The organism is Pseudophaeobacter sp. 1A16562 (assembly GCF_041008785.1).
Classification (GTDB): Bacteria; Pseudomonadota; Alphaproteobacteria; order Rhodobacterales; family Rhodobacteraceae; genus Phycobacter; species Phycobacter gallaeciensis_A.
On the sequence record NZ_JAXGFT010000002.1, the window covers coordinates 45,910 to 69,223 of the forward strand.

The window sequence follows — 23,314 nt, forward strand, 5'->3', positions numbered from 1 at the left end:
GTCGGGGCAGGCTAGGTCGGATCAGTCTGCCGCGCGAGAGTTTTCTGTTTTTCCCGGTTTTTCCGGGAATGTGTTCTTTGAAATCGTTTTGGTGGGGATCAGCGATCTGCAATCGGCACATAACCGCGCGGTTCCGGCCCGTTGTACAGCGTCAGCGGCCGGATCAGGATATTGCCGCGCTGCTGCTCGATGCATTGGATCACCCAGCCTGGCATGCGCCCAATGGCGAAGATCGACACATAGAGGTCCATCGGGATGCCGTGCAGCTGGTAGATCACGCCGGAATAGAAATCGACGTTCACATTAAGGCCGTGGCGGGCATAGGGAGACATGGCCTCGACCACCGCCTGTAGGATTTCGTACCACTCGGGGGCGCCCATTTCCTCGCCCAGCTTGCGCACGCCTTCGCGCATGTGGCGAGCGCGGGGATCTTCCTTGCGGTAGACCCGGTGGCCAAAGCCGGTGACGGCTTCTTTCGCCGCGCGCTTGGCCTTCACGTAGGCGGCGGCCTTGTCCGGGGTGCCGATCTCGTGGACCATTTTCATCACGTCCTCGGCGGCGCCGCCGTGGGCTGGACCCGCGAGGGTCGACAGCGCCGTGACGATGGCGCCATGAAGATTAGCCTCGGTCCCGACTGTGACGCGTGCGGCAAAGCTGGAGGCGTTGGAGCCGTGTTCGGCGTGCAGAATGAAATCCACATCCGCCAGGCGCGCGGCATCCACGCTGGGTTTCTCTCCCTTCAGCATCCACAGCCAGTTGGCTGCATGACCCAGTGTCATGTCCGGCGCCACCGGATTGCGGCCGTTGCGGATTGCTTCATGCGCGGCGATGATCATCGGCACCTGGCTGGTCAGACGCACGCCATTGGCGAGGAAGGCCTCCTCGCCGACCTGCTGGCTGGCAGGCTCTAACGCTGCAAGGGCCGACACACAGGTGCGCAGCACATCCATCGGGTGGCCGTCCTTGCAGGCGCGGATGATTGCGTGGATCTCATCCGGCAGCACCCGCGCCGCTTTCAGATCGGCATCGAAATCCGCCAGTTGCCCTGCGGTTGGCAGCTCGCCGTAGATCAGCAGGTAACAGACCTCTTCAAAGGTGGAATGGGTAGCCAGATCGTGGATGGAATAGCCGCGATAGCTCAGCTCGCCCTTGGCCCCATCAATATCTGAAACGCCGGAGCGTTCGAAGTAGACGCCCTTCAGGCCGCGGTTGATCTTGACGTTTTCGCTCATTGCTGGCTCCTTCGTGTGGCAAGGGAGAATGATATGACTGTTCTGGAAAATGCATTTGAAGCGGCAAAGGCACGGCGGGCGCGGGTGGTTTTCCCGGAAATGGAAGACGCACGGGTGGCAGAGGCCACGCAGCGTCTGCGCGCCGACGGCCTGTGCGACCCCTTGCCGCTGGCGGAGCCGTCCGAGGCCCATGTGGAGGCCTTGGTTACCGCGCGCGGTCTGAAAGAGGTGATCGCAAAACGCATGGTTTCCAAACCCTTGTACCGCGCTGCCGCGATGGTTGCGCTGGGCGAGGCAGATGCGATGGTCGCAGGCGCCGATGTTCCCACCCGCCGGGTGATCGAGGCGGCAAGCATTGGTATTGGGTTGGCCGACGGGGTGTCCTTGCCCTCGTCATTCTTCCTGATGGTATTTCCGGATGGGCGCGAGCTGGTCTTTGCCGACTGCGCGGTGAACGTGGCGCCCGATGCGGCGCAACTTGCCGATATCGCACGCGCTTCGGCGGCCTCCGCCAAGGCCCTGCTGGGCACTGCGCGGGTGGCGATGCTGTCCTTTTCCACCGGCACATCGGGTGACGGCGACAGCGTGGCGCGGGTGCGCGAAGCAGCCGAGCTTGCGGGTTTTGCTGGGCCAGTGCAGGCGGATGCGGCGCTGAACGGTGCCATCGCCGCCAAGAAGGGGATCGAGGCTCTGGATGCCAATGTGCTGATCTTTCCCAGCTTGGATGCGGGCAATATCGGGTACAAGCTGTGCCAGGAACTGGCAGGTGCGCAGGCGCTGGGGCCGTTCCTGCAGGGCTTTGCCCGCCCAGTCTGCGATCTTAGTCGGGGCGCCAGCGTTGACGACATCGTCGCGGCAACGGTGCTGACCGCCGCGCAGGTCTGAGGGATATGCCGGACGCGGCTCATGTCGCCTCCGGCATCAGGGTAAGGGCGTCCATGGCGATCTGCCGCTCTTCATCCGCCGGGATCACCCAGATTTTCACCGCTGAAGACTGGCAATGCAGCGCCATCTGACGGGCCTCATTGGCATCGGGGTCCATACGCACACCAATCCATTCAAGGCCCCGCAGAATTCGCGCGCGGATGGCGGTGGCGTTCTCTCCGATGCCGCCGGTGAATGCGATGGCGTCGATGCCTTCGAGCGCGGCAATCAGACTGCCCGCATGACGCAGGGTCCAGTAGCAGAAGTGATCGATGGCAAAGGCGCTGTCGGCGCTGGGGTCCAGCATCAGTTTGCGCATGTCGGATTTGCCTCCCGAAAGACCCAGAAGCCCGCTTTCGTGGTTGAGGATCGCCTTGGTGCGCTCCAGCCCGTTGTCCTCCACGAGGCGCAGGACGGCATTCGCGTCGATGCCGCCCGACCGCGTACCCATGGTCAGCCCGTCCAGCGGTGAATAGCCCATGGTGGTGGCGATGGATTGCCCGCCCCGGATTGCACAAAGCGAGGCGCCATTGCCCAGATGAAAGGCCAGCAGCCGGGCGGGCAGTTTATCACCAGAGAGGTCCGGCAGGCGCCGCACCAGTGCCGCGTAGGACAGCCCATGGAAGCCATAGCGGCGGATGCCCTTGGTCTCGATCATGCGCGGGATGGCATAACGGGTCGCCACATCGGGATTGGTGGCGTGGAAGGAGGTGTCGAAACTGGCGAACTGCGGTAGGTCCGGGGCGAGTTCCCCCATGGTGTCGATGGCGGCCAGGCTGTGTGGATTGTGCAGCGGCGCCAGCGGGGTGCACTCGGCGATCTCGGCGCGGACCTCGGGCGTGATGCGGGTGGGGGCGGTCAGATTGCGTCCGCCATGCACCACCCGGTGGCCTATCGCCGTCAAGCTGCCTGCCGTGATGCCGCGATCCGCCAGCGCGTTCAGGATGGCCGAAAGCGCGGCCTTATGGTCGATAAAGGGGATTTCGGTCTCGGCGCCGTCCACGATCAGCCGCGAGGCGCCGCCGATCCCGTCGGCAAGACCCTGCACCTGCTCTTCGAACGCGCTGTCGAAGACAGCGAATTTGATGGAAGAGGATCCGGCATTGAGGATCAGAACCCGTGCATCGGCCATCAGAGCACCCGCACGATGTTCAGCACCGAAAGCACGGTCAGCAACAGCACGATACCACGGCGGAAATTCTTCTGGTCGGCGCTGGCAAAGCGCTGGCTGCCGGTCCAGATCCCGGCCCCAAGGATGGGAAAGGCAAGCAGCACCCCGTAAAGCGTGTCGACCCCGGTCAGCCCGTTTGCCGCCATCACCGGCAGGGCCATCATGTCGATGCCGGTCAGAAACACGATCATGGTGGCGCGAAATACGGCAGGGGGGATGGGCTGGGCGGTCAGAAACGCGGCAGCGGGCAGGCCGCCGACACCGGCGCTGTTGGCAATGCCGGCCACAAGACCGACGCCGAGGTTGCCTTTGCCCCCGATGGGGCGGCGCAGCTGCCAGCCGCTGAGCAGGATGAGGCTTAGCATCAGCACAAGTGCCGATATGGCAAGCCGGGCCTGATCTTCGCCCAGGCGGGACATGATGGCGATGGCGGGGACCGTGGCAATGGCGGCCCCGCCCAGCAGCAACAATGCCCGCTGCCAGTCGATATGAGGCCGGATGCCGCGCGCCTGAAAGGCGGTCATCGTGATTTCACAAGCAAAGACCACCGGGATCAGCGGCAGTGGGTTGGTCACCAGCGCTGCCAGAATGATAAAGATTGCCGAGAAGCCAAATCCCGAATAGCCACGGATAAAGGCCGCCACAAACAATGCGGCGGCCAGATAGGCGCCCTGACCTCCATTCAGATCAAATGGCAGATCAAAGGGCAGCATCATTGCGTTCAGCCGACCTGTTGCGGACGCATGTCGTCGGCAGAGATGCCAGCGACCTCGACCGGGTTCTTCATGGCGTCGCGGCGGAAGGGTTCACCCAGTTCCTGGTTGATCATGGCCTCGATGAGGGTGGTGATACCGTTCTTCTGGTCCTCGATCGCCTGTGCCAACGCAGCGGTCAGCTCTTCCATGGTGCGGGCGACGACGCCTTTCAGGCCGCAGGCATTGGCGATCCCGGCATAAGAGACCTGCTGATCCAGCTCGGTGCCGACAAAGTTGTCATCGAACCACAGGGTCGAGTTCCGTTTCTCTGCGCCCCACTGGTAGTTGCGGAATACCACCTGAGTGACAGCGGGCCATTCCTCGCGGCCAATCGCGGTCAGCTCGTTCACGGCGATGCCAAAGGCACCGTCGCCGGAGAAGCCCACGACCGGCACGTCCGGGCAGCCGATCTTGGCGCCTACCACGGCAGGCAGGCCGTATCCGCAGGGACCGAACAGACCCGGTGCCAGATATTTGCGGCCCTCGTCAAAGGACGGATAAGCGTTGCCGATGGCGCAGTTGTTGCCGATGTCGGAAGAGATGATCGCTTCGCGGGGCAGCGCCGACTGGATCGCGCGCCAGGCCATGCGAGGGCTCATCCAATCCGGTTTGTCGGCGCGGGCGCGTTCATTCCAGGTGGTGCCGGGATCGTCATCCTCGTGGTCCATCGAGCTGAGCTGTTGCGCCCAGCGGGATTTGGCTTCGGCGATCCGCGCCTTGCGATCCGCGCGGCCTTCGTCGCCAGCGCTGTCGCTCAACTGGTTCAGGATCGTCGTGGCCACCTTGGCCGCATCGCCAACGATGCCAACCGTCACCGGTTTGGTCAGGCCGATGCGGTCCGGGTTGATGTCGACCTGAATGATCTTGGCTTCGGTGGGCCAATATTCCATCCCATAGCCGGGCAGGGTCGAGAAGGGGTTGAGCCGGGTGCCAAGGCAGAGCACCACATCGGCTTCCTTGATCAGTTCCATACCGGCCTTTGAGCCGTTGTAGCCAAGCGGACCTGCGAACAGCGGATGCGATCCGGGGAAGGCGTCATTGTGCTGGTAGCCGACGCAGACGGGGGCATCGAGACGTTCTGCCAGCGCCTTGGAGGCGGCGATGCCACCCTTGGACAGCACCACACCGGCACCGTTCAGGATCACCGGGTTCTTGGCGTTCGACAGCAGGTCAGCCGCCTGCGCTAGCGCGGTTTCGCCCCCGGTGGGGCGTTCGAATTCGACGATGGCGGGCAGAGCAACGTCGATGACCTGGGTCCACATATCGCGCGGAATGTTCAGTTGCGCCGGGGCCGAGGCGCGTTTGGCCTGCATGATCACCCGGTTCAGAACTTCGGCCACGCGGGAGGGATCGCGCACCTCTTCCTGATAGGCGACCATGTCCTCGAACAGTTTCATTTGCTCGACTTCCTGGAAACCGCCCTGACCGATGGTCTTGTTCGCCGCCTGCGGGGTGACCAGCAGCAGCGGGGTGTGGTTCCAGTAGGCGGTTTTGACGGCGGTGACAAAGTTGGTGATGCCAGGGCCGTTCTGGGCGATCATCATCGACATCTTGCCGGTGGCGCGGGTGTAGCCATCGGCCATCATGCCGGCGCTGCCTTCATGCGCGCAGTCCCAGAAGGTGATGCCTGCCTTGGGAAACAGGTCCGAAATCGGCATCATCGCCGAGCCGATAATCCCGAAAGCATGTTCAATCCCATGCATTTGCAGGGTTTTGACAAAGGCTTCCTCGGTGGTCATTTTCATGGTGTGTTCTCCTGATGAGACGCTGACAGGGCCAGGCCGGCGCCGGGCGTTATATCCGGTTTAGGCTGTCGGAAGGGGAGGGGTTAGGGCCAGATACCTGTCCGGATTAGGGCCAGATATGGCGCGGCCTGATGGGGGTGTATCACGGCTGCAGAAAACGCATGCGCGCCTGTGGCCGCGGCAACCTCAGGACGGTTTCAGCGCCTCGGACAGCAGCGCCAGCCCTGGTTCGATACGGTTTGCCGGGATCGAGGAATAGCCCAGCCGGTAATAGTTCTGCTTGCGGTGTTGGGGCGCAAAGAAGGGCGCGCCGGGTTCGATGATGACGCTCTTTTCCCTCAGGCGCTCTGCTGCGGCGGCGGTATCGACGCCCTCCGGCGCGCGCATCCAGAGGGATGAGCCACCGTAGACGCCAACACCCGAGATCGACAGCCCATGCGCGGCGATGGCCTCTTCGATGACCAGGCGGCGGTTGTGCAGTTCCTTGGCGGTGCGACGGATCTGGGAATCGTAGTGACCGAGGGAGAGGAAATAGGCGACAGTGCGCTGAATGTGCCCAGGCGGGTGGCGCAGCACGCTGGCGCGCAGGGCGCGGGCCTGACGGATGAAGCTTTCGGAGCCTACCAGATAGCCCAGTCGCAGCCCCGGAAACAACGATTTGGAAAAGCTGCCGACATAGACCACGCGCCCGTCGGTATCGAGGGATTTGAGCGCCGGGGAGGGGGCGCCGAGGAAGGACATCTCGAACTCGTAGTCGTCCTCGACAATCACCGCGTCGATCTCGCGGGCGCGCTCCAGCAGTTGCTTGCGCCGGGCCATGGGCATGGTGGCGGTGGTCGGGCTTTGGTGGCTGGGGGTGCAAAAGATCACGTCGGTGTCTTCCGCGATCTGCTCCGGCGGCAGACCGTCGGCATCCACCGGAATACAATCCATCTGGCAGCGCACATGGGTCAGCTGATCGCGCAGGGTGTAATAGGTCGGATCCTCGATCGCCGCTTTACGCCCCCGGTTCAGCAAAAGCTGGATCACCAGCCACAGGGCATTCTGCGCCCCGAGGGTGATCAGGATCTGCTCGGGGCGGGCGGTGACACCACGGCGTGGCAGGGTGTGGCGGGCGATATATTCGATCAGCAGGGGATCATCCTGATCGAAATAGTCGTTGGTCAGCGCGGCAAAGTCTTTCTGCCCCAGCGCCCGCAGCGCGCAAAGCCGCCAGTTGGCATGATCAAACAGCGAGGCATCGGCCTGACCATAGATGAAAGGATAGCGGTAGTTGCGCCAGTCCCGCGGTTTGCGGGGCGTATCGCCACCGGTAAAGGTGCGGGCAATGGCCTGCGACCAGTCTACCGCGTCATCAGAGCGTTGCGGCGGCGTGTAACTGGGCGGCACCGGCGCGTTTTCCGAGACGTAATACCCAGACCGCCCGCGCGACGTCAGATAGTCATTGGCCAGAAGTTCCGTATAGGCCAGCGTCACGGTGATGCGGCTAATGCCAAGGTGGCTGGCCAGTTTGCGCGAGGATGGCAGCTTCTCTCCGACCCGGAAACGGCCCGACAGAACGCCTTCGGCGATCATCTCCTGGATCTGCGCCTGAAGCGTGCCCTGCGCATCCGGGTTGAGAAAGAATGTGTCGACGGAAATGGCCATTCCGGGACAGTAGGCTGGCCTTAGGGCGAGCGCAATCTGGACTTACCATCCCGGATGATTTTTTGAGCTTGATTTTGAGTGTCAAATCGAAATAACTAGTTTTATGGCTTTATTGGAGCATGTCATGCAGTGGGAAGAAGCAGCAGGTGGTTTTGCGGCCATGGGGTCAGAGGCGCGTCTAAAGGTCCTGCGCTGTCTGGTCCGGGCAGGGCGCGATGGATTGCGGGTTCAGGACATTCAGACCCGCACGGGCATCGCGCCCTCGACGCTGGCGCATCATTTGAAATTTCTTTCGGGCGCCGGTGTCGTGGTGCAGGAGAAGGTGGGACGCGCGACGATTAGCCGGGCCGATTTCGACCGGCTGCGGGCGCTGGCGGACTTCATTCTCTGTGAATGCTGCTCGGATCAAATGCAGGAGGCTGCAAACGATGGCTGATCTCACTCAAAATCTCGGGGCCTCGCAGGCGCTGCTGCGCTGGCTCAAAACGCCCTGGGCCGTGATCGTGGCGCTGCTGGTTTCTGTTGCGGTGCTGGATATGGGAAATTTCCAGACCATTGTGATCTTTGCGCTGAATGCGCTGGCCCATACCGGTCGTTACATCCTGTTTGCTGTGCTGCTACTGGCGTATCTGAAGGCAACCGGCGCCGAAGCTCTGGTGGCGCGGGCCTTTGAGGGGCGCGAGGTGCGGATGATCTTTCTTGCGGCGGTGTTTGGCGGACTGGCGCCCTTCTGTTCCTGCGAGGTCATTCCCTTTATCGCCGGGCTGCTGGCTTTGGGCGCGCCGTTGTCGGCTGTCATGGCATTCTGGCTGTCCTCACCGCTGATCGATCCGCCGACGTTGTTGATCACCGCCGGGGCGCTGGGCTGGCCCTTTGCCATCGGCAAGGCGGTTGCTGCCGTGGCGCTGGGGCTGTTCGGGGGCTTCGCGATCAAGGCGCTGATGGGCCACGGTGTCTTCGCAAACCCGCTGAAGCAGGTGCAGAAAACCAGCTGTTGCGGATGCGGTGCGCCAAAGGCCGATGCAAAGCCGGTCTGGGCCTTCTGGTCCGACCCTGAGCGTCGGCAACGGTTCCGTAGCGAATTTGTCGCCAACGGTCTGTTCCTGCTGAAGTGGCTGGCGCTGGCCTATGTGCTGGAGGCGCTGCTGGTGTCCTATGTCCCGGCGGATGTCATTGCGGGTCTGGTCGGCGGTGAAGGCGTGGTGCCGATTGCCGTGGCCGCGCTGGTGGGCATGCCGGCCTACCTCAACTCCTACGTGGCGCCGCCGCTGCTGGCGGGACTGATAGAGCAGGGGATGAGCGCTGGGGCGGCGATGGCCTTTTTGATTGCCGGTGCGGTGAGTTCGATCCCGGCCATGGCTGCGGTCTGGTCGCTGGTGAAGCCGCAGGTCTTTGCCGCCTATCTGGGGCTGGGGGTCAGCGGTGCAATCCTGTCCGGCATTCTGTTTCAGATGCTGTGAGGGGGCGCGGGCGGGGCGCTCCCGCCCGGATCGCGGCAATCGAAGATTGCTCCTCTCCCGTTGGGCCAAGCGCCGCGCTGACGCGCGGCGCTTTTTCTTGCTGAGATAGCCCTTACGGGGCAGGTCTGCCCCGTAAGGGCCGTTTCCGAGTGTCTTAAGATTTGCGCGTCAAGGACAAGCCGCCTGACGGCGGGGCCTTGCGGCCTCCTTGACCCGCGGGGGGATCACCTTTGGGTCATGAATTCCAGGTTTGCGCGGACCGCGGGCCAATCGGCGGCGGTGATGGAGTAGACAGCGGAATCACGCAGGCTGCCGTCGGGCATGATCATGTGCGCCCGCAGGATACCGTCCAGCTGGGCGCCGAGCCGTTCGATTGCGGCGCGGCTTTGCCGGTTGAGGCGGTGGGTGCGGAATTCCACCGCGATGGCATCGCGGTCTTCGAATGCGTGGCGCAGCATCATGAGCTTGCAGGCGGTGTTGATCCCGGTGCGCTGTACCGATTTGCGGTACCAGGTGGAGCCGATTTCGACGCGGCGGTTGCCGTGGTCGATATTCATGTAGGTAGTCATGCCCAGGGCGCGGCCCTGTGGGTCGAGGATGGCGAAAGGCACCATGGATCCTGCCTCCTGAAGCGCGAGGCGGCGGTCGATTTCTGCCGGGACCCGGTCCGGTGTGGGGACCGTAGTGTACCAGAGCCGGTGCAGGGCGCCATCGTCCGCAGCCTCTGCCAGATCCGGGGTGTTATCCCGTGTGAGCGGTGCCAGTGTCACCTTGTCCGAGGTCAGGGTGGATGCTGTCATCCAGAGAGGGCCGGGCATGGCGGGCTTCCTTGTGCTGTGTCGCCCCGCCAGAAAAGAGGAAAGGCGGCCCGGTGCAAAGGGCCGCCTTTCAAAAATCTAAGTAGTCCAATTGGCCTGATCAGCCAAAGACCTTGGTCAGGGCCACGTCCACCGCATCGGTGATGGCGTCGATATCCTCGGCCGTTGCGATCAGTGCCGGGCTGAAGCAGAGGGTGTTGTTCTTGCCGGGGATCGAACGGTTGGTGACGCCAATGATAACGCCTTGGGCGCCGACCTCGGCCACTACGGCCTGTGCCTGTTTCTCGTCCACCGGTTCCTTGCTTTCGCGGTCGGTGACCAGTTCGGCGCCGAGGAACAGACCCTTACCGCGCACATCGCCGATCACGGGGTGTTTTTCCTGCAGCGCCTTGAGGTTGTTCATCATCCGCTCGCCCATGGCGGTGCAGTTGTCGAGCAGGCCCTCGTCTTCGATGATCTGCATGTTGGCCAGCGCGGCAGCGGGACCAGCGGTGCAGCCGCCGAAGGTGGAGATGTCACGGAAATAGTTCATCGGATCGTCCGCGTCGTCCTTGAACATCTCGAAGATTTCTTCGGTGGTGACCATGCAGGCGATCGCAGCATAGCCCGAGGCGACGCCTTTGGCCATGGTGACGAAATCGGGCTGGATGCCGTAGTGCTGGTAGCCGAACCAGGTGCCGGTACGACCGATCCCGCAAACCACCTCGTCGATGTGCAGCAGGATGTCATATTTCTTGCAGATCTCCTGCACCCGCGGCCAATAGCCTTCGGGGGCCTCGATCACGCCGCCGCCGGCAGTCACCGGTTCCAGGCAGAGGGCGCCAACGGTGTCGGGTCCTTCGCGCAGGATAACCTCTTCGATCAGGTTGGCGGCCGCGATGCCGAATTCCTCGCCCGACAGATGCTCAAGACCCAGCTCGTGCTTGCGGTATTCCATGCAGTGGGGCACCCGTACGAAACCGGGGGCAAAGGGGCCGTATTGGGCGTTGCGCTCATCCTGGCCGCCCGCCGACATCGCCGCCAGGGTGGAGCCGTGGTAATCGCGGTCGCGGTAAAGGATCTTGTGCTTCTTGCCGCCGTATTTCTTGTGCGCGATCTGGCGCACCATCTTGAAGGCTTTCTCGTTCGCCTCGGAGCCGGAGTTGTTGTAGTAAACGCGGCTCATGCCGGGCATCTTCTCGATCAGCTTTTCGGCAAAGAGCGAGCCGGGAATAGAACCTGCGGACTGCGCGAAATAGCAAAGCTTCATCAACTGGTCATAGACCGCCTTGCAGATTTCCTCGCGGCCATAGCCGACGTTCACCGTCCAGACCCCACCGGAGACCGCGTCCAGCCATTCCTTGCCGTTCTGGTCCCAGACCCGCATGCCTTTGCCTTCGACGATGATCCGGGGATCGCTGGTCTCAAAGGGTTTGTGCTGGATCAGGTGGTGCCAGACATGCGCCTTGTCGGCGTCAATCACCCGGCTGAGGTCGTTTTCGTTGAACGTGCCGTCCATGACATGTCCTTCCCTAAAAAGTGGTGTTCTGGTCCGGCGCGCAAAACAGCAAGCCGGACTTTTCTGAGTTTGACGAAACGCCAAATCTGCCGCTTGCACTAGGTCCAGATGGTGATGAGCTTTGTGGCCAGTGCAGCGAGTTTCCTGCGCCGCCCGTATCAGGCCCCTGTTTTCAAGGGCAGAACTTCCGTTCTTTGCCTTGGGTGCGCCGCTATGCTCCAGCGGTTTTCCGCATGTGGCCCGGCAGGTTGCCCGAAAATCGGGCGTGGCAGTGTTCCGGGGCGGGTGATCCGGGGATAAACGCGGGTTTTCCCAGTATATCGCGATCCGGTGCAGATCAAAAGAACGTGTGTTCTTTCGTGTGTTAATTGAGAGCGTGCATTTTTCCTATCATGGTCGGGCGCAGCATTGGCCAGCGGAGAATGGGCGTGGCGGAGTTCACAGTGATGGTTGCCCCGAGTGGGGCACGGCGTGGCAAGCGGGATCATTTGAACCTGCCGGTGACACCTGAGGAAATCGCGCAGACGGCCGCGGACTGTTATGTGGCCGGAGCAGGGGCGCTGCACCTGCATGTGCGGGATGAGGAGGGTCGGCATTCGCTGGACGTCGGGCGCTATCGCACGGCGATGGAAGCGGTGCAGGAGGCGGCGCCCGGCATGAAGGTGCAGATCACCACCGAAAGCGCGGGTCTCTTCTCTCCCAAGGACCAGTTACATTGCCTGATGCAGCTGCGCCCGGCGGCGGCCTCGGTCTCGGTCCGGGAAATGGCGCGGGATCTGGCAGTAGCCGCGCGGGCCTATGCATTTAGTGCTGAGGTCGGAACGCGGGTTCAGCATATCCTGTATGGGTCGTCCTGTATCGCGCAGCTGAAGGAATGGTACGGCGATGGCACGGTGCCGCCCTCGATGCACGATGCGATCTTTGTCCTCGGAAGCTACGCACCGCCGGTGTTGGGGCAGCCGGAGGATCTGGCCGGGTTTCTGTCGGCGGCAGCGGATCTGAAACTCAACTGGACCGCCTGCGCCTTTGGCCGCAACGAACGGGCCTGCCTGCTGGCGGCGATTGCTGCCGGAGGGGATGCGCGAATCGGATTTGAGAATAATATTGAAACGCCGGAGGGCGAGATGCTGCAGGACAATGCAGCCTCGGTAGCGGCGCTGGTCAGGGCCGCACAGGATGCCGGTCACAGCCTCAAGGAGGGCTGAAAATGTCTCATGTATTTCCCCGTCATACCAAGGCGAACCTGCCCACTGCCGTGGGGGGCGATGGCTGTTACCTCATTGATTCAACAGGAAAGCGGTATTTCGACGGATCGGGTGGCGCGGCGGTGTCCTGCCTTGGCCATTCCGATGCGGCGGTCATCGCGGCGGTGCAGCAGCAGGTGGGACAGCTGGCTTTTGCCCATACCGGCTTCATGACCTCGGAACCGGCCGAGGCGCTCGCCGATCTGCTGATAGCCAATGCGCCGGGCGATCTGGACCGGGTCTATTTTGTCTCGGGCGGATCCGAGGCGACCGAGGCGGCGATCAAGCTGGCACGACAGTATTTCCTGGAAAAGGGGGAGCCGGAGCGGCGGCACCTGATTGCCCGGCGGCAAAGCTATCACGGCAACACGCTTGGCGCCTTGGCGGCGGGTGGCAATGCCTGGCGGCGGCAGCAGTTCGATCCGCTGCTGATCGGCGTGTCCCATATCGCGCCTTGTTATGAATATGTGGACCGGGCCGAGGGCGAGAGCAGTTTTGACTATGGCCAGCGCGCCGCGGATGAACTGGAGGCGGAGATCCTGCGTCTTGGCCCCGAAACCGTGATGGCCTTCATGGCCGAACCAGTAGTGGGCGCCACATCCGGGGCGGTACCTGCGGTCGAAGGCTATTTCAAACGCATCCGCGAGATCTGCGACAAATATGGCGTGCTGCTGATCCTGGATGAGGTCATGTGCGGCATGGGACGTACCGGTCACCTGTTTGCCTGTGACGCCGACGGTGTCGTGCCCGACATCCTGTGTATCGCAAAGGGGTTGGGTGCGGGTTACCAGCCGATCGGGGCGATGCTATGCTCCCGCCAGATCCATGAGGCCATCGAAGGCGGCAGCGGCTTTTTCCAGCACGGGCATACCTATATCGGCCATCCGGTGGCCACGGCGGCCGGGCTGGCGGTGGTGAGCCAGATGCTGGAGCGGGATCTGGTGACTCGCTGCGCGGCAATGGGCGATCGCCTGCAATCTGCCCTGCAGGAGCGGTTCGGCCAGCATCCCAATGTCGGCGACATTCGCGGGCGTGGTCTGTTTCGGGGCATCGAGCTGGTCCGTGACCGCGACAGCAAGACGCCCTTTGACCCGTCACTTGGGCTGGCGGGGAAGATCAAGAAGGCCGCTTTTGAAGCCGGGCTGATCTGCTATCCGATGTCGGGCACCCGCGATGGCCGCAACGGCGATCACATTCTTCTGGCGCCGCCCTTTATCATTTCGGGGGATCAGATCACCGAGGTGGTCGACAAGCTGGACGTGGCGATAACACAGTCCCTGCCTCAAGGCTGACAGGGGTCATCGTCATGATCATCGCCATCGTCAGAATTCCGCTGGAAGGACCGAAACGGGATGCGGATCTGGTTGCCCGCCAATCCGTTGAAGCGACAAAGATTTTCCACGACGTCAAGGGTTTGAGGCGTAAGTATTTCCTCAACAGCGACGCAGGTGGTGGTGGAATTTACGAGTTCGATACCCGTGCGGATGCCGAAGCCTGGTTCAATGAAGGATGGGCGGACTGGATGGCGGGGCGCTTTGGTGTGCGCCCGACGCTGGAGATCTACGACAATCCTGTCGTGCTCGACAATGAGCAGGATGAGGTGCGGGTGAACGGTGACCGGATTGAACCGCCTTGGATTGACGCAGGCTGAGCATCCCTGATTTGCCCATAGGTCGAAAGCGGGAGACACGCAAAATGCATGCCCAGAGGATTGATTAGTTTGCAATGTCTGGGGGTGAATGGTGGAGCCTAGGGGAGTCGAACCCCTGACCTCTTGCATGCCATGCAAGCGCTCTCCCAACTGAGCTAAGGCCCCATTCACATCCGGCTTGGCTGTTGCCTCATCCGGTGTGAGTGGTCGTTTAAGGGACGATGGAGCAGGCTGCAAGTGCAAAATGCACCATCATTCAGAGTTTTTTTGTGGCCCATCCGGGCCCGGGTGAAGCGGGGCCGAAACTGCCCCGGTCAATCCGCCATTTGGCGGCATCCGGGCCCATACGCGGGCCTTGAATCAGGACTCGTCGTCCTCGGATGCGACGTCGGCGATCTCGTCGAGCGAGACGTTGTCGTCATCGTCATCATCGTCCAGAACGTCATCGCCCAGATCCAGATCGACGTCTTCGTCATCTTCCAGAACTGCGTCGTCCCCGTCCATGTTCTCTTTGGCCTTCATCGATGCAGCATCTTCCGAGTCGGCTTCGATCATGCGGCTCTTGCCGGTGTCGAGGGCAACGACCTCGCCCGTGTAGGGGCTGACGATCGGGTCCTTGTTCAGGTCATAAAAGCGTTTTCCGGTGGTCGGGCAAACGCGCTTTACACCCCATTCTTCCTTGGGCATGTGGATCCCCTTGATTTACTGGTGAGTCGTATCGACGATTCAGGTGCCTTGCCATATGAGGATGGTACTGTCAAAGCCTTTGCCTGCTAGGGAGAGCCGATGAGCGCCCATCATCTGCCGGGGGACCCTCCGGTGCCACTGTTTCTGCGTCGCTCCGCGCGTGCGCGTCGGATCAGCCTGCGGATTTCCGCGCTGGACGGTCGGGTCACGCTGACATTGCCCAAGTCTCTGCCTGAACGCGCGGCCCTGGAATTTGCCGCCGAGAAGGAAGATTGGATCCGCGGGCATTTGGCGCGTCATCCCGGACAGGTCGCGGTGACATTTGGAACGGTGCTGCCGGTGGCCGGGCGCGACTTGCGGGTCGTGCGCGGGCAGGCGCGGGGCGTGCGGGTCGGCGGGGATGAGATCGCGGTCTCTGGTGACCGGCCGGCCCGATCGTTGGAACGCTACCTGCGGGAATTGGCCCGGGATCGGCTGGCCGCGGCGTCGGATGCCTATTCGGCGCAGCTGGGCCGTCCGTTTCACAAGCTGGTTCTGCGCGACACGCGCTCGCGCTGGGGGTCATGTTCCTCGGCCGGGGCGCTGATGTATTCTTGGCGTCTGATCCTCGCCCCGCCAGAGGTCCTGCGTTATGTGGCTGCGCATGAGGTGGCGCATTTGCAGGAAATGAACCACTCGGCAGATTTCTGGACCGTGGTTCAGGATCTTTTCGGCGATCATGAGGCGCCGCGCAGATGGCTGAGGGAGAATGGCAGTCAGTTGCACCGCTACCGGTTCACGGACTGACCAAGGTGGTGCCATCAAGGATGTGCGCGCGTGGCGCATTGACCTTGGTTTCATTTGTGATCACAACAGGCCATGACCTTGTCTACCCGCTCCACATCCGACGGGCTGTCGTCAGCCCATGATCGCGTCTACCGGGCGCTGCGCACGCGTATCATGCACGGAGAGATCGCGCCGGGCGAGGCGCTGACCCTGCGTGGGATTGGACGTGAGTTCGATGTTTCCATGACCCCGGCCCGGGAATCGGTGCGCCGCCTGGTGGCCGAGGGGGCCTTGTTCCTGTCCTCCTCGGGGCGGGTGTCGACACCCGAGCTGAGCAACGAACGGATCGAGGAGCTTGCAGCGCTGCGGTCGCTGCTGGAGGTGGAATTGTCGAGCCGGGCGCTGCCGCGGGCTCATATGGCGCTGATCGACAGGCTGCAGGCGATCAATGTCACCGTGGCCGAAATGGTGTCGAAACGCGATGCGGTGGGATACATCCGCGCCAATCTGGAATTTCACCGCACGCTGTACCTGCGGGCGCAGGCGCCTGCGATGCTGGCGATGGCGGAAACGGTCTGGTTGCAGCTGGGGCCGACCATGCGGGCGCTTTATGGCCGTCTTCGCCGGACCGAACCGCCGCATAATCACAAGCTGATCATCGCGGCATTGAAGGCGGGGGATGAGCCGGGATTGCGGCTGGCGGTGCGGTCGGATGTGACGCAGGGTCTGCGCCTGCTGGCGGGCTAGGGCGCCGGAAAACCAATCCAGGTGTGATTGTGAATGGTGGGGAGGGGCGCTCCCGCCCGGCCTTGGTGTTTCTGCGAAACTCCGCGGCCCGTTGGGCCGGGCGCCGCTGGCAGCGGCGCCGCGGTCAGGTCACATCAGGCCGCGAGGCCCTTGGAGCCGATATCGAGGAATTTCTGGCGGCGGTCCTTGATCAGGGCAGCGCCGTCCTTGTCCTTCAGCTCATCCAGCATCGCTGTGATCGCTGCGCCGACCGAGGCAATGGTGCCGGAGGCATCCCGATGGGCACCGCCCAGCGGTTCGGCGATGATCCGGTCGATGACGGCCAGTTCCAGAAGGTTCTGCGCGGTCAGGCGCAGCGCCTCGGCGGCTTCGCGCATCTTCTCGGCATCCTTCCACAGGATCGAGGCGCAGCCTTCGGGGCTGATCACCGAATAGACCGCATGTTCCAGCATGGCGACCCGGTTGGCGGTGGCAAAGGCGACGGCGCCGCCGGATCCTCCTTCACCGATGATGACCGACACAACCGGCACGCCGATCTGCAGGCTCATTTCAGTGGAACGGGCGATGGCTTCAGACTGGCCGCGTTCCTCGGCGCCCTTGCCGGGGTAGGCGCCGGTGGTGTCCACCAGCGTAATGACCGGCAGGCCGAAGCGCCCGGCCATCTCCATCAGGCGCACGGCCTTGCGGTAGCCTTCGGGGCGGGCCATGCCAAAGTTATGCGCGATGCGGGTCTTGGTATCGGCGCCCTTTTCGTGGCCGATCACCATCACCGGCTGATCGTTGAAACGAGCAAGACCGCCCATGACCGCCAGATCGTCGGCAAAGTTCCGGTCGCCGGCCAGCGGCGTGTATTCGGTGAAAAGCGCATCGATATAGTCGCGGCAATGCGGACGCTCGGGATGGCGCGCGACCTGGCATTTGCGCCAGGGCGTCAGGTCCTTGTAGAGATCCTTCAGCAGCTGTTCGGCCTTGGCATCCAGCGCGGCGGCCTCATCGGCCACGTCCATCTCTTCGTTGGTGCGGGCCAGGGCGCGCAGTTCTTCTGCTTTGCCTTCGATCTCGGCCAGCGGTTTTTCAAATTCCAGATACTGGGTCATGTCGCCTCACTGAGCGCCTTACGGTGCGCGGTTTGTGCGATATATGGCCTTGTCGGGCGCCGGATGCAACTCGCCACACGCATCTGTCTTGTCCCCGGTGGCTCGCGGCGGCGCAGGCCGGTGGCGTTACGCGGGCCAGATCACCGGGTAAAGCGATGCGACCAGCAGCGCCGCCATGGCCCAGTTGAACAGCATCAGGCGGCGTGGATTGGTCAGCACCCGCGCCATTTGCTGCCCCAGCAGGGTCCAGGAACTGACCGAGGGCAGGTTGACCGCCCCAAACAGCGCCGCCACCAGAAGGATCGCCCAAAGGGTCTGATCCGGGGCATAAACGCTGATCGCGGTCAGGGCCATCGCCCAGGCCTTTGGGTTGACCCATTGAAAGGCGGCGGCCTGCAGGAAGGTCATCGGGTTGCCCTTGCCTTCGCCGGTTTCTGCAGGTCCTGCGTTGGCGATCTTCCAGGCCAGATACAGAAGATAGGCCACAGAGGCGACCTTCAGCACGGTATAGCTGACGGGGAAGGCTTCGAAGATCCCGACCAGACCGGCGCCGACCAGAACGACCATGAAGACGAACCCCAACGCCACCCCCAGCATATGCGGGATGGTGCGGCGAAAGCCGAAATTTGCGCCTGAGGCCATCAGCATCAGGTTGTTCGGTCCCGGCGTGATCGACGAGACAAAGGCGAAGAGCGCAAGCGCGAGGAGAAGATCGTATGTCATGGAGAGAATTTGACGCGTCAATGCCCGAATGAAATTGCGTTTTGCTGCGCTGGGTGCGAAAAGTTGCAATTAATGGCTAAAAATGATCGCATAAATCAGCAGATATTGCAGGAGCTGTCCCGCGACGGGCGGATCAGCAACCTAGAGCTGGCTGAGCGTGTGGGCCTGTCCCCCTCGGCTTGTTTGCGGCGGGTGCAGGATCTGGAGCGCGCCGGAGTCATCACCGGGTACAAGGCCGTGCTGAACCGCGAGGCGATGGGGGTGGGCTTTGTCACCTATATCGGTGTCGGCCTGGGCGAACACACGAAGGAGGCGCAAGAGGCGTTTGAGCGCGCCATGCAGGCCGCGCCCGAAGTGGTGGAATGCCACAATATCACCGGCACCATCGAATATCTGTTGCGGGTCGAATGCGCGGATCTGCCCAGCTACAAACGGTTTCACACCGATATTCTGGGCACCTCGCCCTATGTCACCGGGATCACAACCTATGTGGTCATGGGATCGCCCAAGGATATGCGCGCCTAACCCTGTCCCAGAAGGGCCGCCATGGCGGTCTTGGGCGAGGTCAGCACCGGCACATCGCTGTCGATCAGAGGAGCGGCCCCGGCCATCGACGCCTGCGCCAGAACCACGCAAGAGGTGCCAGATGTGAGCGCAAGGCTTGTCCCCACCCAAGCGGCGACTTGTTTGTGGAACTCCTCGGTGTCCCCATTGGTGAAATGGTGCCAAAGGCCGGTCAGAGGCAGGGCGCGGATGTCGGGCGCGCGGCCCTGTTCCGTGAAGGCGCGTTCCAGCAGGGCGGTGGAGGGAAGGCGGGTGCTGTCCAGACAATAGACCAGCATCACCGGGCCACCGGTGCCCGCGGCCTGTTGCATCATCGGCCAGTCAATTCGCGTGGCGCCTGCTTCTTCAGCCACTGCGCCGATGGTGGTGCAGGTGCACAAGGAGGGCCCCTCTGTCGCGCGGATCGCTTCGGCAATTTCCTGACGGAGAGCGGCATCGACGCCGGTCTGGGCCCGTTCAAGCCAGTCGGTACGCACCACATGCGTCAGATCGGCCTCGGGTGCCAGGGCATCGAATGTCGCCACATGCACGTCGGCCGTGTGGAATAAGGTCAGATCTGTCATGTCGGCCCCGCGTTTCTGTCAATTAGTCGCGGAATAGGGCGCCAAAGGCAACGGGGCCGACCCAAAGAATGATCTGGGATTATTGTTTCTGCGCCATGGCCACGACCTGTGCGAACTGCTCCGGGGACAGAACCGTGCGCCAGTGGTCCGCGCAGTTGGAGCGCATGGTCACCAGCTTGACCTCATACTCCCCGACCTTGGCTGCAAGGCTGGCGCGCTCCTCTGCCGGGGCACCGTCCAGAATGGCGGTGCGCAGGGCGGCGCGGGCTGCGATTGCCTCGGCTTCCAGAGCATTGCGTTTGGGCGGGCTGGCCGCCAGCCAGTTCTGCAGATCAGCGCGTTGCTCTGCCGTGAGGCCAAGCGCGGAGGCATTCTGTTTGATCAGCGGCGTCAGGCGCACGATGGGCGCCGAGAGCTCGCTCCGGTTCTTGCCTTGCTGGGCGGGGAGGGCGGTCGCAGTCGCCAGAACAAGTGCTGCGGAAAGAAGGGCTTTTTTCATGTCGTCACCAGTGGTTGCCGATTCTGTCGGTTTCGTTCTGCGGCAACATTCCAGCACTGGAGGGTTCTTGAGTTGATATGTATCAAAAAAATTGAATGTGTTTGGCGAATGCGGAATAAAAATGGGGCGCCCGGATTCCGGACGCCCCATGGTCAACTGCGTTCAAAGGTCAGCCTTTTGCGATCAACTCTGACTGTGCGACGATCACTTCGGCCTGTTTAATCGAAGCGATGTCGACCAGGCGGCCCTTGTATACTGTGGCGCCTTCGCCGTTGGCCTTGGCCTGTTCCATGGCGGCCAGGATCTCTCGCGCTTCGGCGACGGCTTCTTCCGAGGGGGTGAAGACCTCGTTTGCCAGGGCGATCTGTTTCGGATGGATGGCCCATTTGCCGACCATGCCCAGCGTGGCCGAGCGTTTGGCCTGTGCGATATAGCCGTCGTCATCCGAGAAATCACCGAAGGGGCCATCGACCGGCAGAACGCCATGGGTGCGGCAGGCCGCGACGATTGCGGTCTGGGCCCAGTGCCACGGATCGGAATAGTGCCGCGTGTCGCCATGCAGCATGTAGTAGTTTTCCTGAGTGCCGCCGATGCCGGTGGTCTGCATGCCCATGGAGGCGGCGAAGTCGGCGGCGCCAAGGCTCATCGCCTGCAGGCGCGGAGAGGAGGCGGCGATCTCTTCCACATGTGCGATGCCCGCAGCGGATTCGATGATCACCTCAAAGGAAATTGGTTTGGTACGGCCCTTGGCGTTCTCGATGGCGGTGACCAGCGCATCGACAGCATAGACGTCTGCGGCGCAGCCGACCTTGGGGATCATGATCTGGTCCAGACGGTCGCCGGCCTGTTCCAGCAGATCGACCACGTCGCGGTACCAATAGGGCGTGTCCAGACCGTTGATGCGGACAGACATATACTTGTTGCCCCAGTCCACGGTGTTCAGCGCCTCGATGACATTGGCGCGGGCAATGTCCTTGTCGGTGGGGGCGACGGAATCTTCCAGATCCAGATTGATCACATCCGCAGCCGAGGCGGCCATCTTGGCAAAGAGTTTGGTGTTGGAGCCGGGGCCGAACAACTGGCAGCGGTTGGGACGGGCCGGGGCGGCGGGCTGGATGCGGAAGCTCATGTGGGCGCTCCTTGCTGGGAAAGGAAATTACGATTTGACTGGTCATTGTGGTATGAAATTGCGCAACCCCATGCAAGAGGGACTTTGCAGGCGCAGCATCAACTATGCTGCAATCGCAATGAATTCCCGTGTTGCCGCATAATAGTGAGCGAGTAATGCGCCATTGTTGGAATTTTCTTCGATGAAAATGTATTTTTGTAGAAGAAACTTCGATCATGCCTTTCCTGCAAATGCAAAAATGGGACCGCTTCGCAAGGCGGCTCGATTATCGTTCGCGGTGAATCACGTTTAACGGAGGCCCCGAGATGATCGAGACACCCTATCTGCTGTTCCTGGGCGATGCGCCCGATATGCTTGCGGCAAAGGTTGCCATCGGCATCCGCGACTGGCGCCCGGACCACGCGGTCGGGCAGATCTCTCTGCCGGGCTGCGGCGCCGATCTGGGACTGACCGAAATGTCGCTCGAAGAGGCCAAGGCCGCCGGTGCAAAGACGCTGGTGATTGGTGTCGCCAACCGCGGCGGGATCATCTCCCCCGCCTGGAAGGAAGTGCTGATCAAGGCGCTTGAAATGGGTTATGACATCGCGTCCGGCCTACACAACCTGCTGCGCGACGAAGGCGATCTGGTCGCTGCAGCCCAGACCCACGGCGGCACACTGCATGACGTGCGTGTGCCTTCGGTCGGCTACCCGATTGCAAATGGCGTGAAGCGCAAAGGCAAGCGCTGTCTTGCCGTTGGCACCGACTGCTCGGTGGGCAAGATGTACACTGCGTTGGCGATGGACGCCGAGATGCAAAAACGCGGTATGAAATCCACCTTCCGCGCCACCGGCCAGACCGGCATTCTGATCACTGGCCACGGTGTGCCGCTGGACGCTGTGATTGCCGACTTCATGGCAGGCTCCATCGAATATCTGACCCCGGACAACGATGAAGACCACTGGGACATGATCGAAGGGCAGGGCTCCCTGTTCCACATTTCCTATTCCGGTGTGACCATGGCGCTGGTGCATGGCGGTCAGCCCGATGCGCTGATCCTGTGCCACGAGCCGACCCGTGAACATATGCGCGGTCTGCCGGGCTATTCCCTGCCCAGCCTCGAAGAGCTGCGCGATACCGCGCTGCCGCTGGCGCGCAAGGGCAACCCGGATTGTCAGGTTGTCGGTATCTCGGTGAACACTCAGCACCTGAACGAGGAAGAGGCGGTTGCCTACCTTGAGGAAGTGGAAAAGCGCATGGGGTTGCCCGCGGTGGATCCTTACCGCCATGGCGCCGACCGCTTGGTAGACGCGCTCGCCGCAATCTGATTGTTATAAGGGGGCGTCTGGCAGCAGGCGCCCTTTTTATGTGAATTCAGGCGTCTGTGGAGTGCGGCCCTACCCATTCCCAGAAGCCGAACAAAGACCCCGAAAGGATCGAACATGAAAGTCACCGTGACGCCGGATGTATTCAAACTGGCGCGGGCCTTTACCATCTCCCGCGGCTCGCGGACTGAGGCGAAGGTGCTGACCGTCAGGATCGAAAAAGACGGGGCTGTGGGGTGGGGCGAATGTGTGCCTTATGCCCGCTATGATGAAACGCTGGACAGCGTGACCGCCGAAATTACCGGCCTGCCCGACAACTTTACCCGCGAAGAGCTGCAGGACCTGCTGCCTGCCGGTGCGGCTCGCAACGCGGTGGATTGCGCGCTTTGGGATCTTGAGGCGAAACTGGCGGGCAAACGGGTCTGGGAACTGGCCGGTCTGCCGAAACCCGGCCCCGAAATTACCGCCTATACTCTGTCGCTCGACACGCCCGAGGTGATGCAGGAGCAGGCCGCCGAGAATGCTCATCGCCCGCTTTTGAAGATCAAGCTGGGCACCGCCGATGACATGCCGCGACTGGAAGCCGTGCGCGCCGGGGCACCGGACTCGGATATCATTATCGACGCCAACGAAGGCTGGAGCGCCGAGGTCTATGCCGAGCTTGCGCCGCATTTGGTGCGTCTGGGCGTGTCGCTGGTCGAACAGCCCTTGCCTGCCGGTGAAGATGACGCGCTCATTGGCATGGAGCGTCCGGTGCCGGTGTGCGCGGACGAAAGCTGCCATGACCGCGCCAGCCTGCCGAAACTCAAAGGCAAATACGATGTTGTCAACATCAAGCTGGACAAGACCGGCGGCTTGACCGAGGCGCTGAAACTGCGCGAAGCGGCGCTGGCCGAAGGTTACCGCGTGATGGTCGGCTGCATGATGGGCTCGTCGCTGGCGATGGCGCCTGCGGTGCTGCTGGCGCAGGGGGCGATGGTGACGGACCTTGACGGGCCGCTGCTTCTGTCCGAAGACCGCGAAACGACAATGGAATACGATGCTGCCGGTGTGCATCCGCCCAAGGCAGAACTCTGGGGCTGAGGAGATGA

The 23,314-nt window shown here is 62.4% G+C and carries 24 protein-coding genes and 1 tRNA gene; 11 read left to right on the forward strand and 14 right to left on the reverse strand.

Annotated elements, in window-relative coordinates:
* Window positions 1–98: 98 nt before the first annotated feature.
* Complete coding sequence (locus SM764_RS02570; protein ID WP_369000941.1) at window positions 99–1,232, reverse strand: citrate/2-methylcitrate synthase; 1,134 nt, start codon at window positions 1,230–1,232, stop codon at window positions 99–101.
* A gap of 33 nt (window positions 1,233–1,265) precedes the next feature.
* On the opposite strand from SM764_RS02570, the gene SM764_RS02575 reads away from it, so the two are divergent.
* Complete coding sequence (locus tag SM764_RS02575; RefSeq protein WP_369000942.1) at window positions 1,266–2,117, forward strand: phosphate acyltransferase; 852 nt, start codon at window positions 1,266–1,268, stop codon at window positions 2,115–2,117.
* A gap of 19 nt (window positions 2,118–2,136) precedes the next feature.
* On the opposite strand, the gene SM764_RS02580 is transcribed toward SM764_RS02575, so the two are convergent.
* The 4 genes from SM764_RS02580 to pdxR form a co-directional block, all read right to left on the reverse strand.
* A complete protein-coding gene (locus tag SM764_RS02580; RefSeq protein ID WP_369000943.1) occupies window positions 2,137–3,288 on the reverse strand; it encodes an acetate/propionate family kinase in 1,152 nt (383 codons plus the stop codon).
* Entirely contained in the window at window positions 3,288–4,043 is a 756-nt protein-coding gene (locus SM764_RS02585; protein WP_274829765.1) for a TSUP family transporter, read from the reverse strand. The genes SM764_RS02580 and SM764_RS02585 overlap by 1 nt, the downstream gene beginning before the upstream one ends.
* A 5-nt stretch (window positions 4,044–4,048) precedes the next feature.
* Window positions 4,049–5,827 (reverse strand): sulfoacetaldehyde acetyltransferase, encoded by a 1,779-nt coding sequence (gene xsc / locus SM764_RS02590; protein ID WP_369000944.1) that lies wholly within the window; start codon window positions 5,825–5,827, stop codon window positions 4,049–4,051.
* A 186-nt stretch (window positions 5,828–6,013) separates the two neighbouring features.
* Window positions 6,014–7,474: a MocR-like pyridoxine biosynthesis transcription factor PdxR gene (pdxR, locus tag SM764_RS02595; RefSeq protein WP_369000945.1), complete on the reverse strand. Its 1,461-nt coding sequence runs from the start codon at window positions 7,472–7,474 to the stop codon at window positions 6,014–6,016.
* 124 nt (window positions 7,475–7,598) lie between these two features.
* On the opposite strand from pdxR, the gene SM764_RS02600 reads away from it, so the two are divergent.
* Together SM764_RS02600 and SM764_RS02605 are read left to right on the forward strand one after the other, a co-directional pair.
* Complete coding sequence (locus SM764_RS02600; protein WP_274832649.1) at window positions 7,599–7,910, forward strand: ArsR/SmtB family transcription factor; 312 nt, start codon at window positions 7,599–7,601, stop codon at window positions 7,908–7,910.
* On the forward strand, window positions 7,903–8,934 hold the full coding sequence (locus SM764_RS02605) for a permease (RefSeq protein WP_368947905.1): 1,032 nt from the start codon (window positions 7,903–7,905) through the stop codon (window positions 8,932–8,934). Before SM764_RS02600 ends, SM764_RS02605 begins: the two co-directional genes overlap by 8 nt.
* A 224-nt stretch (window positions 8,935–9,158) precedes the next feature.
* Here the strand turns inward: SM764_RS02605 and SM764_RS02610 are convergent, their stop codons facing one another.
* A complete protein-coding gene (locus SM764_RS02610) occupies window positions 9,159–9,752 on the reverse strand; it encodes a GNAT family N-acetyltransferase (RefSeq protein WP_368947906.1) in 594 nt (197 codons plus the stop codon).
* A gap of 100 nt (window positions 9,753–9,852) precedes the next feature.
* Window positions 9,853–11,250 (reverse strand): aminotransferase family protein, encoded by a 1,398-nt coding sequence (locus SM764_RS02615; RefSeq protein ID WP_274829759.1) that lies wholly within the window; start codon window positions 11,248–11,250, stop codon window positions 9,853–9,855.
* A gap of 428 nt (window positions 11,251–11,678) precedes the next feature.
* On the opposite strand from SM764_RS02615, the gene SM764_RS02620 reads away from it, so the two are divergent.
* The 3 genes from SM764_RS02620 to SM764_RS02630 are packed head-to-tail and all read left to right on the forward strand — an operon-like array spanning window position 11,679 to window position 14,145.
* Window positions 11,679–12,455: a beta-keto acid cleavage family enzyme gene (locus SM764_RS02620; protein WP_369000946.1), complete on the forward strand. Its 777-nt coding sequence runs from the start codon at window positions 11,679–11,681 to the stop codon at window positions 12,453–12,455.
* A 2-nt stretch (window positions 12,456–12,457) separates the two neighbouring features.
* On the forward strand, window positions 12,458–13,786 hold the full coding sequence (locus SM764_RS02625; RefSeq protein WP_369000947.1) for an aspartate aminotransferase family protein: 1,329 nt from the start codon (window positions 12,458–12,460) through the stop codon (window positions 13,784–13,786).
* Between the two features lie 14 nt (window positions 13,787–13,800).
* Window positions 13,801–14,145, forward strand: a complete 345-nt coding sequence (locus SM764_RS02630; protein WP_369000948.1) for a hypothetical protein — start codon at window positions 13,801–13,803, stop codon at window positions 14,143–14,145.
* An 89-nt stretch (window positions 14,146–14,234) separates the two neighbouring features.
* Here SM764_RS02630 and SM764_RS02635 read toward each other — a convergent pair.
* Together SM764_RS02635 and SM764_RS02640 are read right to left on the reverse strand one after the other, a co-directional pair.
* Window positions 14,235–14,310, reverse strand: a tRNA-Ala gene (locus tag SM764_RS02635).
* Window positions 14,311–14,505: 195 nt separating this feature from the next.
* Window positions 14,506–14,832, reverse strand: coding sequence for a TIGR02300 family protein (locus tag SM764_RS02640; RefSeq protein ID WP_065271339.1), 327 nt, complete (start codon window positions 14,830–14,832; stop codon window positions 14,506–14,508).
* Between the two features lie 99 nt (window positions 14,833–14,931).
* On the opposite strand from SM764_RS02640, the gene SM764_RS02645 reads away from it, so the two are divergent.
* Complete coding sequence (locus SM764_RS02645) at window positions 14,932–15,618, forward strand: M48 family metallopeptidase (protein ID WP_369000949.1); 687 nt, start codon at window positions 14,932–14,934, stop codon at window positions 15,616–15,618.
* Between the two features lie 72 nt (window positions 15,619–15,690).
* Window positions 15,691–16,344: a GntR family transcriptional regulator gene (locus tag SM764_RS02650; RefSeq protein WP_274829754.1), complete on the forward strand. Its 654-nt coding sequence runs from the start codon at window positions 15,691–15,693 to the stop codon at window positions 16,342–16,344.
* Window positions 16,345–16,478: 134 nt separating this feature from the next.
* Here SM764_RS02650 and SM764_RS02655 read toward each other — a convergent pair whose 3' ends face one another.
* Together SM764_RS02655 and SM764_RS02660 are read right to left on the reverse strand one after the other, a co-directional pair.
* On the reverse strand, window positions 16,479–17,441 hold the full coding sequence (locus SM764_RS02655; protein ID WP_065271336.1) for an acetyl-CoA carboxylase carboxyltransferase subunit alpha: 963 nt from the start codon (window positions 17,439–17,441) through the stop codon (window positions 16,479–16,481).
* A gap of 126 nt (window positions 17,442–17,567) precedes the next feature.
* On the reverse strand, window positions 17,568–18,164 hold the full coding sequence (locus SM764_RS02660) for a LysE family translocator (RefSeq protein WP_065271335.1): 597 nt from the start codon (window positions 18,162–18,164) through the stop codon (window positions 17,568–17,570).
* Between the two features lie 72 nt (window positions 18,165–18,236).
* On the opposite strand from SM764_RS02660, the gene SM764_RS02665 reads away from it, so the two are divergent.
* The gene (locus SM764_RS02665; RefSeq protein WP_065271334.1) at window positions 18,237–18,689 is read left to right on the forward strand and encodes an Lrp/AsnC family transcriptional regulator; all 453 of its coding nucleotides are present in this window, start codon (window positions 18,237–18,239) and stop codon (window positions 18,687–18,689) included.
* Here the strand turns inward: SM764_RS02665 and SM764_RS02670 are convergent.
* The 3 genes from SM764_RS02670 to SM764_RS02680 all read right to left on the reverse strand — a co-directional run bounded on the left by SM764_RS02670 (window position 18,686) and on the right by SM764_RS02680 (window position 20,919).
* Window positions 18,686–19,291, reverse strand: coding sequence for a hypothetical protein (locus SM764_RS02670; RefSeq protein ID WP_368947909.1), 606 nt, complete (start codon window positions 19,289–19,291; stop codon window positions 18,686–18,688). The two genes, SM764_RS02665 and SM764_RS02670, sit on opposite strands and share 4 nt — an antisense overlap.
* Before the next feature lie 79 nt (window positions 19,292–19,370).
* Window positions 19,371–19,790, reverse strand: coding sequence for a Spy/CpxP family protein refolding chaperone (locus tag SM764_RS02675; protein ID WP_369000950.1), 420 nt, complete (start codon window positions 19,788–19,790; stop codon window positions 19,371–19,373).
* A gap of 169 nt (window positions 19,791–19,959) precedes the next feature.
* On the reverse strand, window positions 19,960–20,919 hold the full coding sequence (locus tag SM764_RS02680) for an L-malyl-CoA/beta-methylmalyl-CoA lyase (protein WP_065271331.1): 960 nt from the start codon (window positions 20,917–20,919) through the stop codon (window positions 19,960–19,962).
* Window positions 20,920–21,224: 305 nt separating this feature from the next.
* Here SM764_RS02680 and dgcN point away from each other — a divergent pair, with 305 nt between their 5' ends.
* Window positions 21,225–22,226, forward strand: coding sequence for an N-acetyltransferase DgcN (gene dgcN / locus SM764_RS02685; RefSeq protein WP_274839897.1), 1,002 nt, complete (start codon window positions 21,225–21,227; stop codon window positions 22,224–22,226).
* 114 nt (window positions 22,227–22,340) lie between these two features.
* Window positions 22,341–23,306: an N-acetyl-D-Glu racemase DgcA gene (gene dgcA, locus SM764_RS02690; RefSeq protein WP_369000951.1), complete on the forward strand. Its 966-nt coding sequence runs from the start codon at window positions 22,341–22,343 to the stop codon at window positions 23,304–23,306.
* Window positions 23,307–23,314: the final 8 nt, after the last annotated feature.

Excerpts from the sequence above, each read along its gene's own strand:
- SM764_RS02570 (WP_369000941.1), bottom strand. The coding sequence starts at position 1,232 with ATGAGCGAAAACGTCAAGATCAACCGCGGCCTGAAGGGCGTCTACTTC.
- SM764_RS02575 (WP_369000942.1), top strand. The coding sequence starts at position 1,266 with ATGACTGTTCTGGAAAATGCATTTGAAGCGGCAAAGGCACGGCGGGCG.
- SM764_RS02580 (WP_369000943.1), bottom strand. The coding sequence starts at position 3,288 with ATGGCCGATGCACGGGTTCTGATCCTCAATGCCGGATCCTCTTCCATC.
- SM764_RS02585 (WP_274829765.1), bottom strand. The coding sequence starts at position 4,043 with ATGATGCTGCCCTTTGATCTGCCATTTGATCTGAATGGAGGTCAGGGC.
- xsc (WP_369000944.1), bottom strand. The coding sequence starts at position 5,827 with ATGAAAATGACCACCGAGGAAGCCTTTGTCAAAACCCTGCAAATGCAT.
- pdxR (WP_369000945.1), bottom strand. The coding sequence starts at position 7,474 with ATGGCCATTTCCGTCGACACATTCTTTCTCAACCCGGATGCGCAGGGC.
- SM764_RS02600 (WP_274832649.1), top strand. The coding sequence starts at position 7,599 with ATGCAGTGGGAAGAAGCAGCAGGTGGTTTTGCGGCCATGGGGTCAGAG.
- SM764_RS02605 (WP_368947905.1), top strand. The coding sequence starts at position 7,903 with ATGGCTGATCTCACTCAAAATCTCGGGGCCTCGCAGGCGCTGCTGCGC.
- SM764_RS02610 (WP_368947906.1), bottom strand. The coding sequence starts at position 9,752 with ATGCCCGGCCCTCTCTGGATGACAGCATCCACCCTGACCTCGGACAAG.
- SM764_RS02615 (WP_274829759.1), bottom strand. The coding sequence starts at position 11,250 with ATGGACGGCACGTTCAACGAAAACGACCTCAGCCGGGTGATTGACGCC.
- SM764_RS02625 (WP_369000947.1), top strand. The coding sequence starts at position 12,458 with ATGTCTCATGTATTTCCCCGTCATACCAAGGCGAACCTGCCCACTGCC.
- SM764_RS02630 (WP_369000948.1), top strand. The coding sequence starts at position 13,801 with ATGATCATCGCCATCGTCAGAATTCCGCTGGAAGGACCGAAACGGGAT.
- SM764_RS02640 (WP_065271339.1), bottom strand. The coding sequence starts at position 14,832 with ATGCCCAAGGAAGAATGGGGTGTAAAGCGCGTTTGCCCGACCACCGGA.
- SM764_RS02645 (WP_369000949.1), top strand. The coding sequence starts at position 14,932 with ATGAGCGCCCATCATCTGCCGGGGGACCCTCCGGTGCCACTGTTTCTG.
- SM764_RS02650 (WP_274829754.1), top strand. The coding sequence starts at position 15,691 with ATGACCTTGTCTACCCGCTCCACATCCGACGGGCTGTCGTCAGCCCAT.
- SM764_RS02655 (WP_065271336.1), bottom strand. The coding sequence starts at position 17,441 with ATGACCCAGTATCTGGAATTTGAAAAACCGCTGGCCGAGATCGAAGGC.
- SM764_RS02660 (WP_065271335.1), bottom strand. The coding sequence starts at position 18,164 with ATGACATACGATCTTCTCCTCGCGCTTGCGCTCTTCGCCTTTGTCTCG.
- SM764_RS02665 (WP_065271334.1), top strand. The coding sequence starts at position 18,237 with ATGGCTAAAAATGATCGCATAAATCAGCAGATATTGCAGGAGCTGTCC.
- SM764_RS02670 (WP_368947909.1), bottom strand. The coding sequence starts at position 19,291 with ATGACAGATCTGACCTTATTCCACACGGCCGACGTGCATGTGGCGACA.
- SM764_RS02675 (WP_369000950.1), bottom strand. The coding sequence starts at position 19,790 with ATGAAAAAAGCCCTTCTTTCCGCAGCACTTGTTCTGGCGACTGCGACC.
- SM764_RS02680 (WP_065271331.1), bottom strand. The coding sequence starts at position 20,919 with ATGAGCTTCCGCATCCAGCCCGCCGCCCCGGCCCGTCCCAACCGCTGC.
- dgcN (WP_274839897.1), top strand. The coding sequence starts at position 21,225 with ATGATCGAGACACCCTATCTGCTGTTCCTGGGCGATGCGCCCGATATG.
- dgcA (WP_369000951.1), top strand. The coding sequence starts at position 22,341 with ATGAAAGTCACCGTGACGCCGGATGTATTCAAACTGGCGCGGGCCTTT.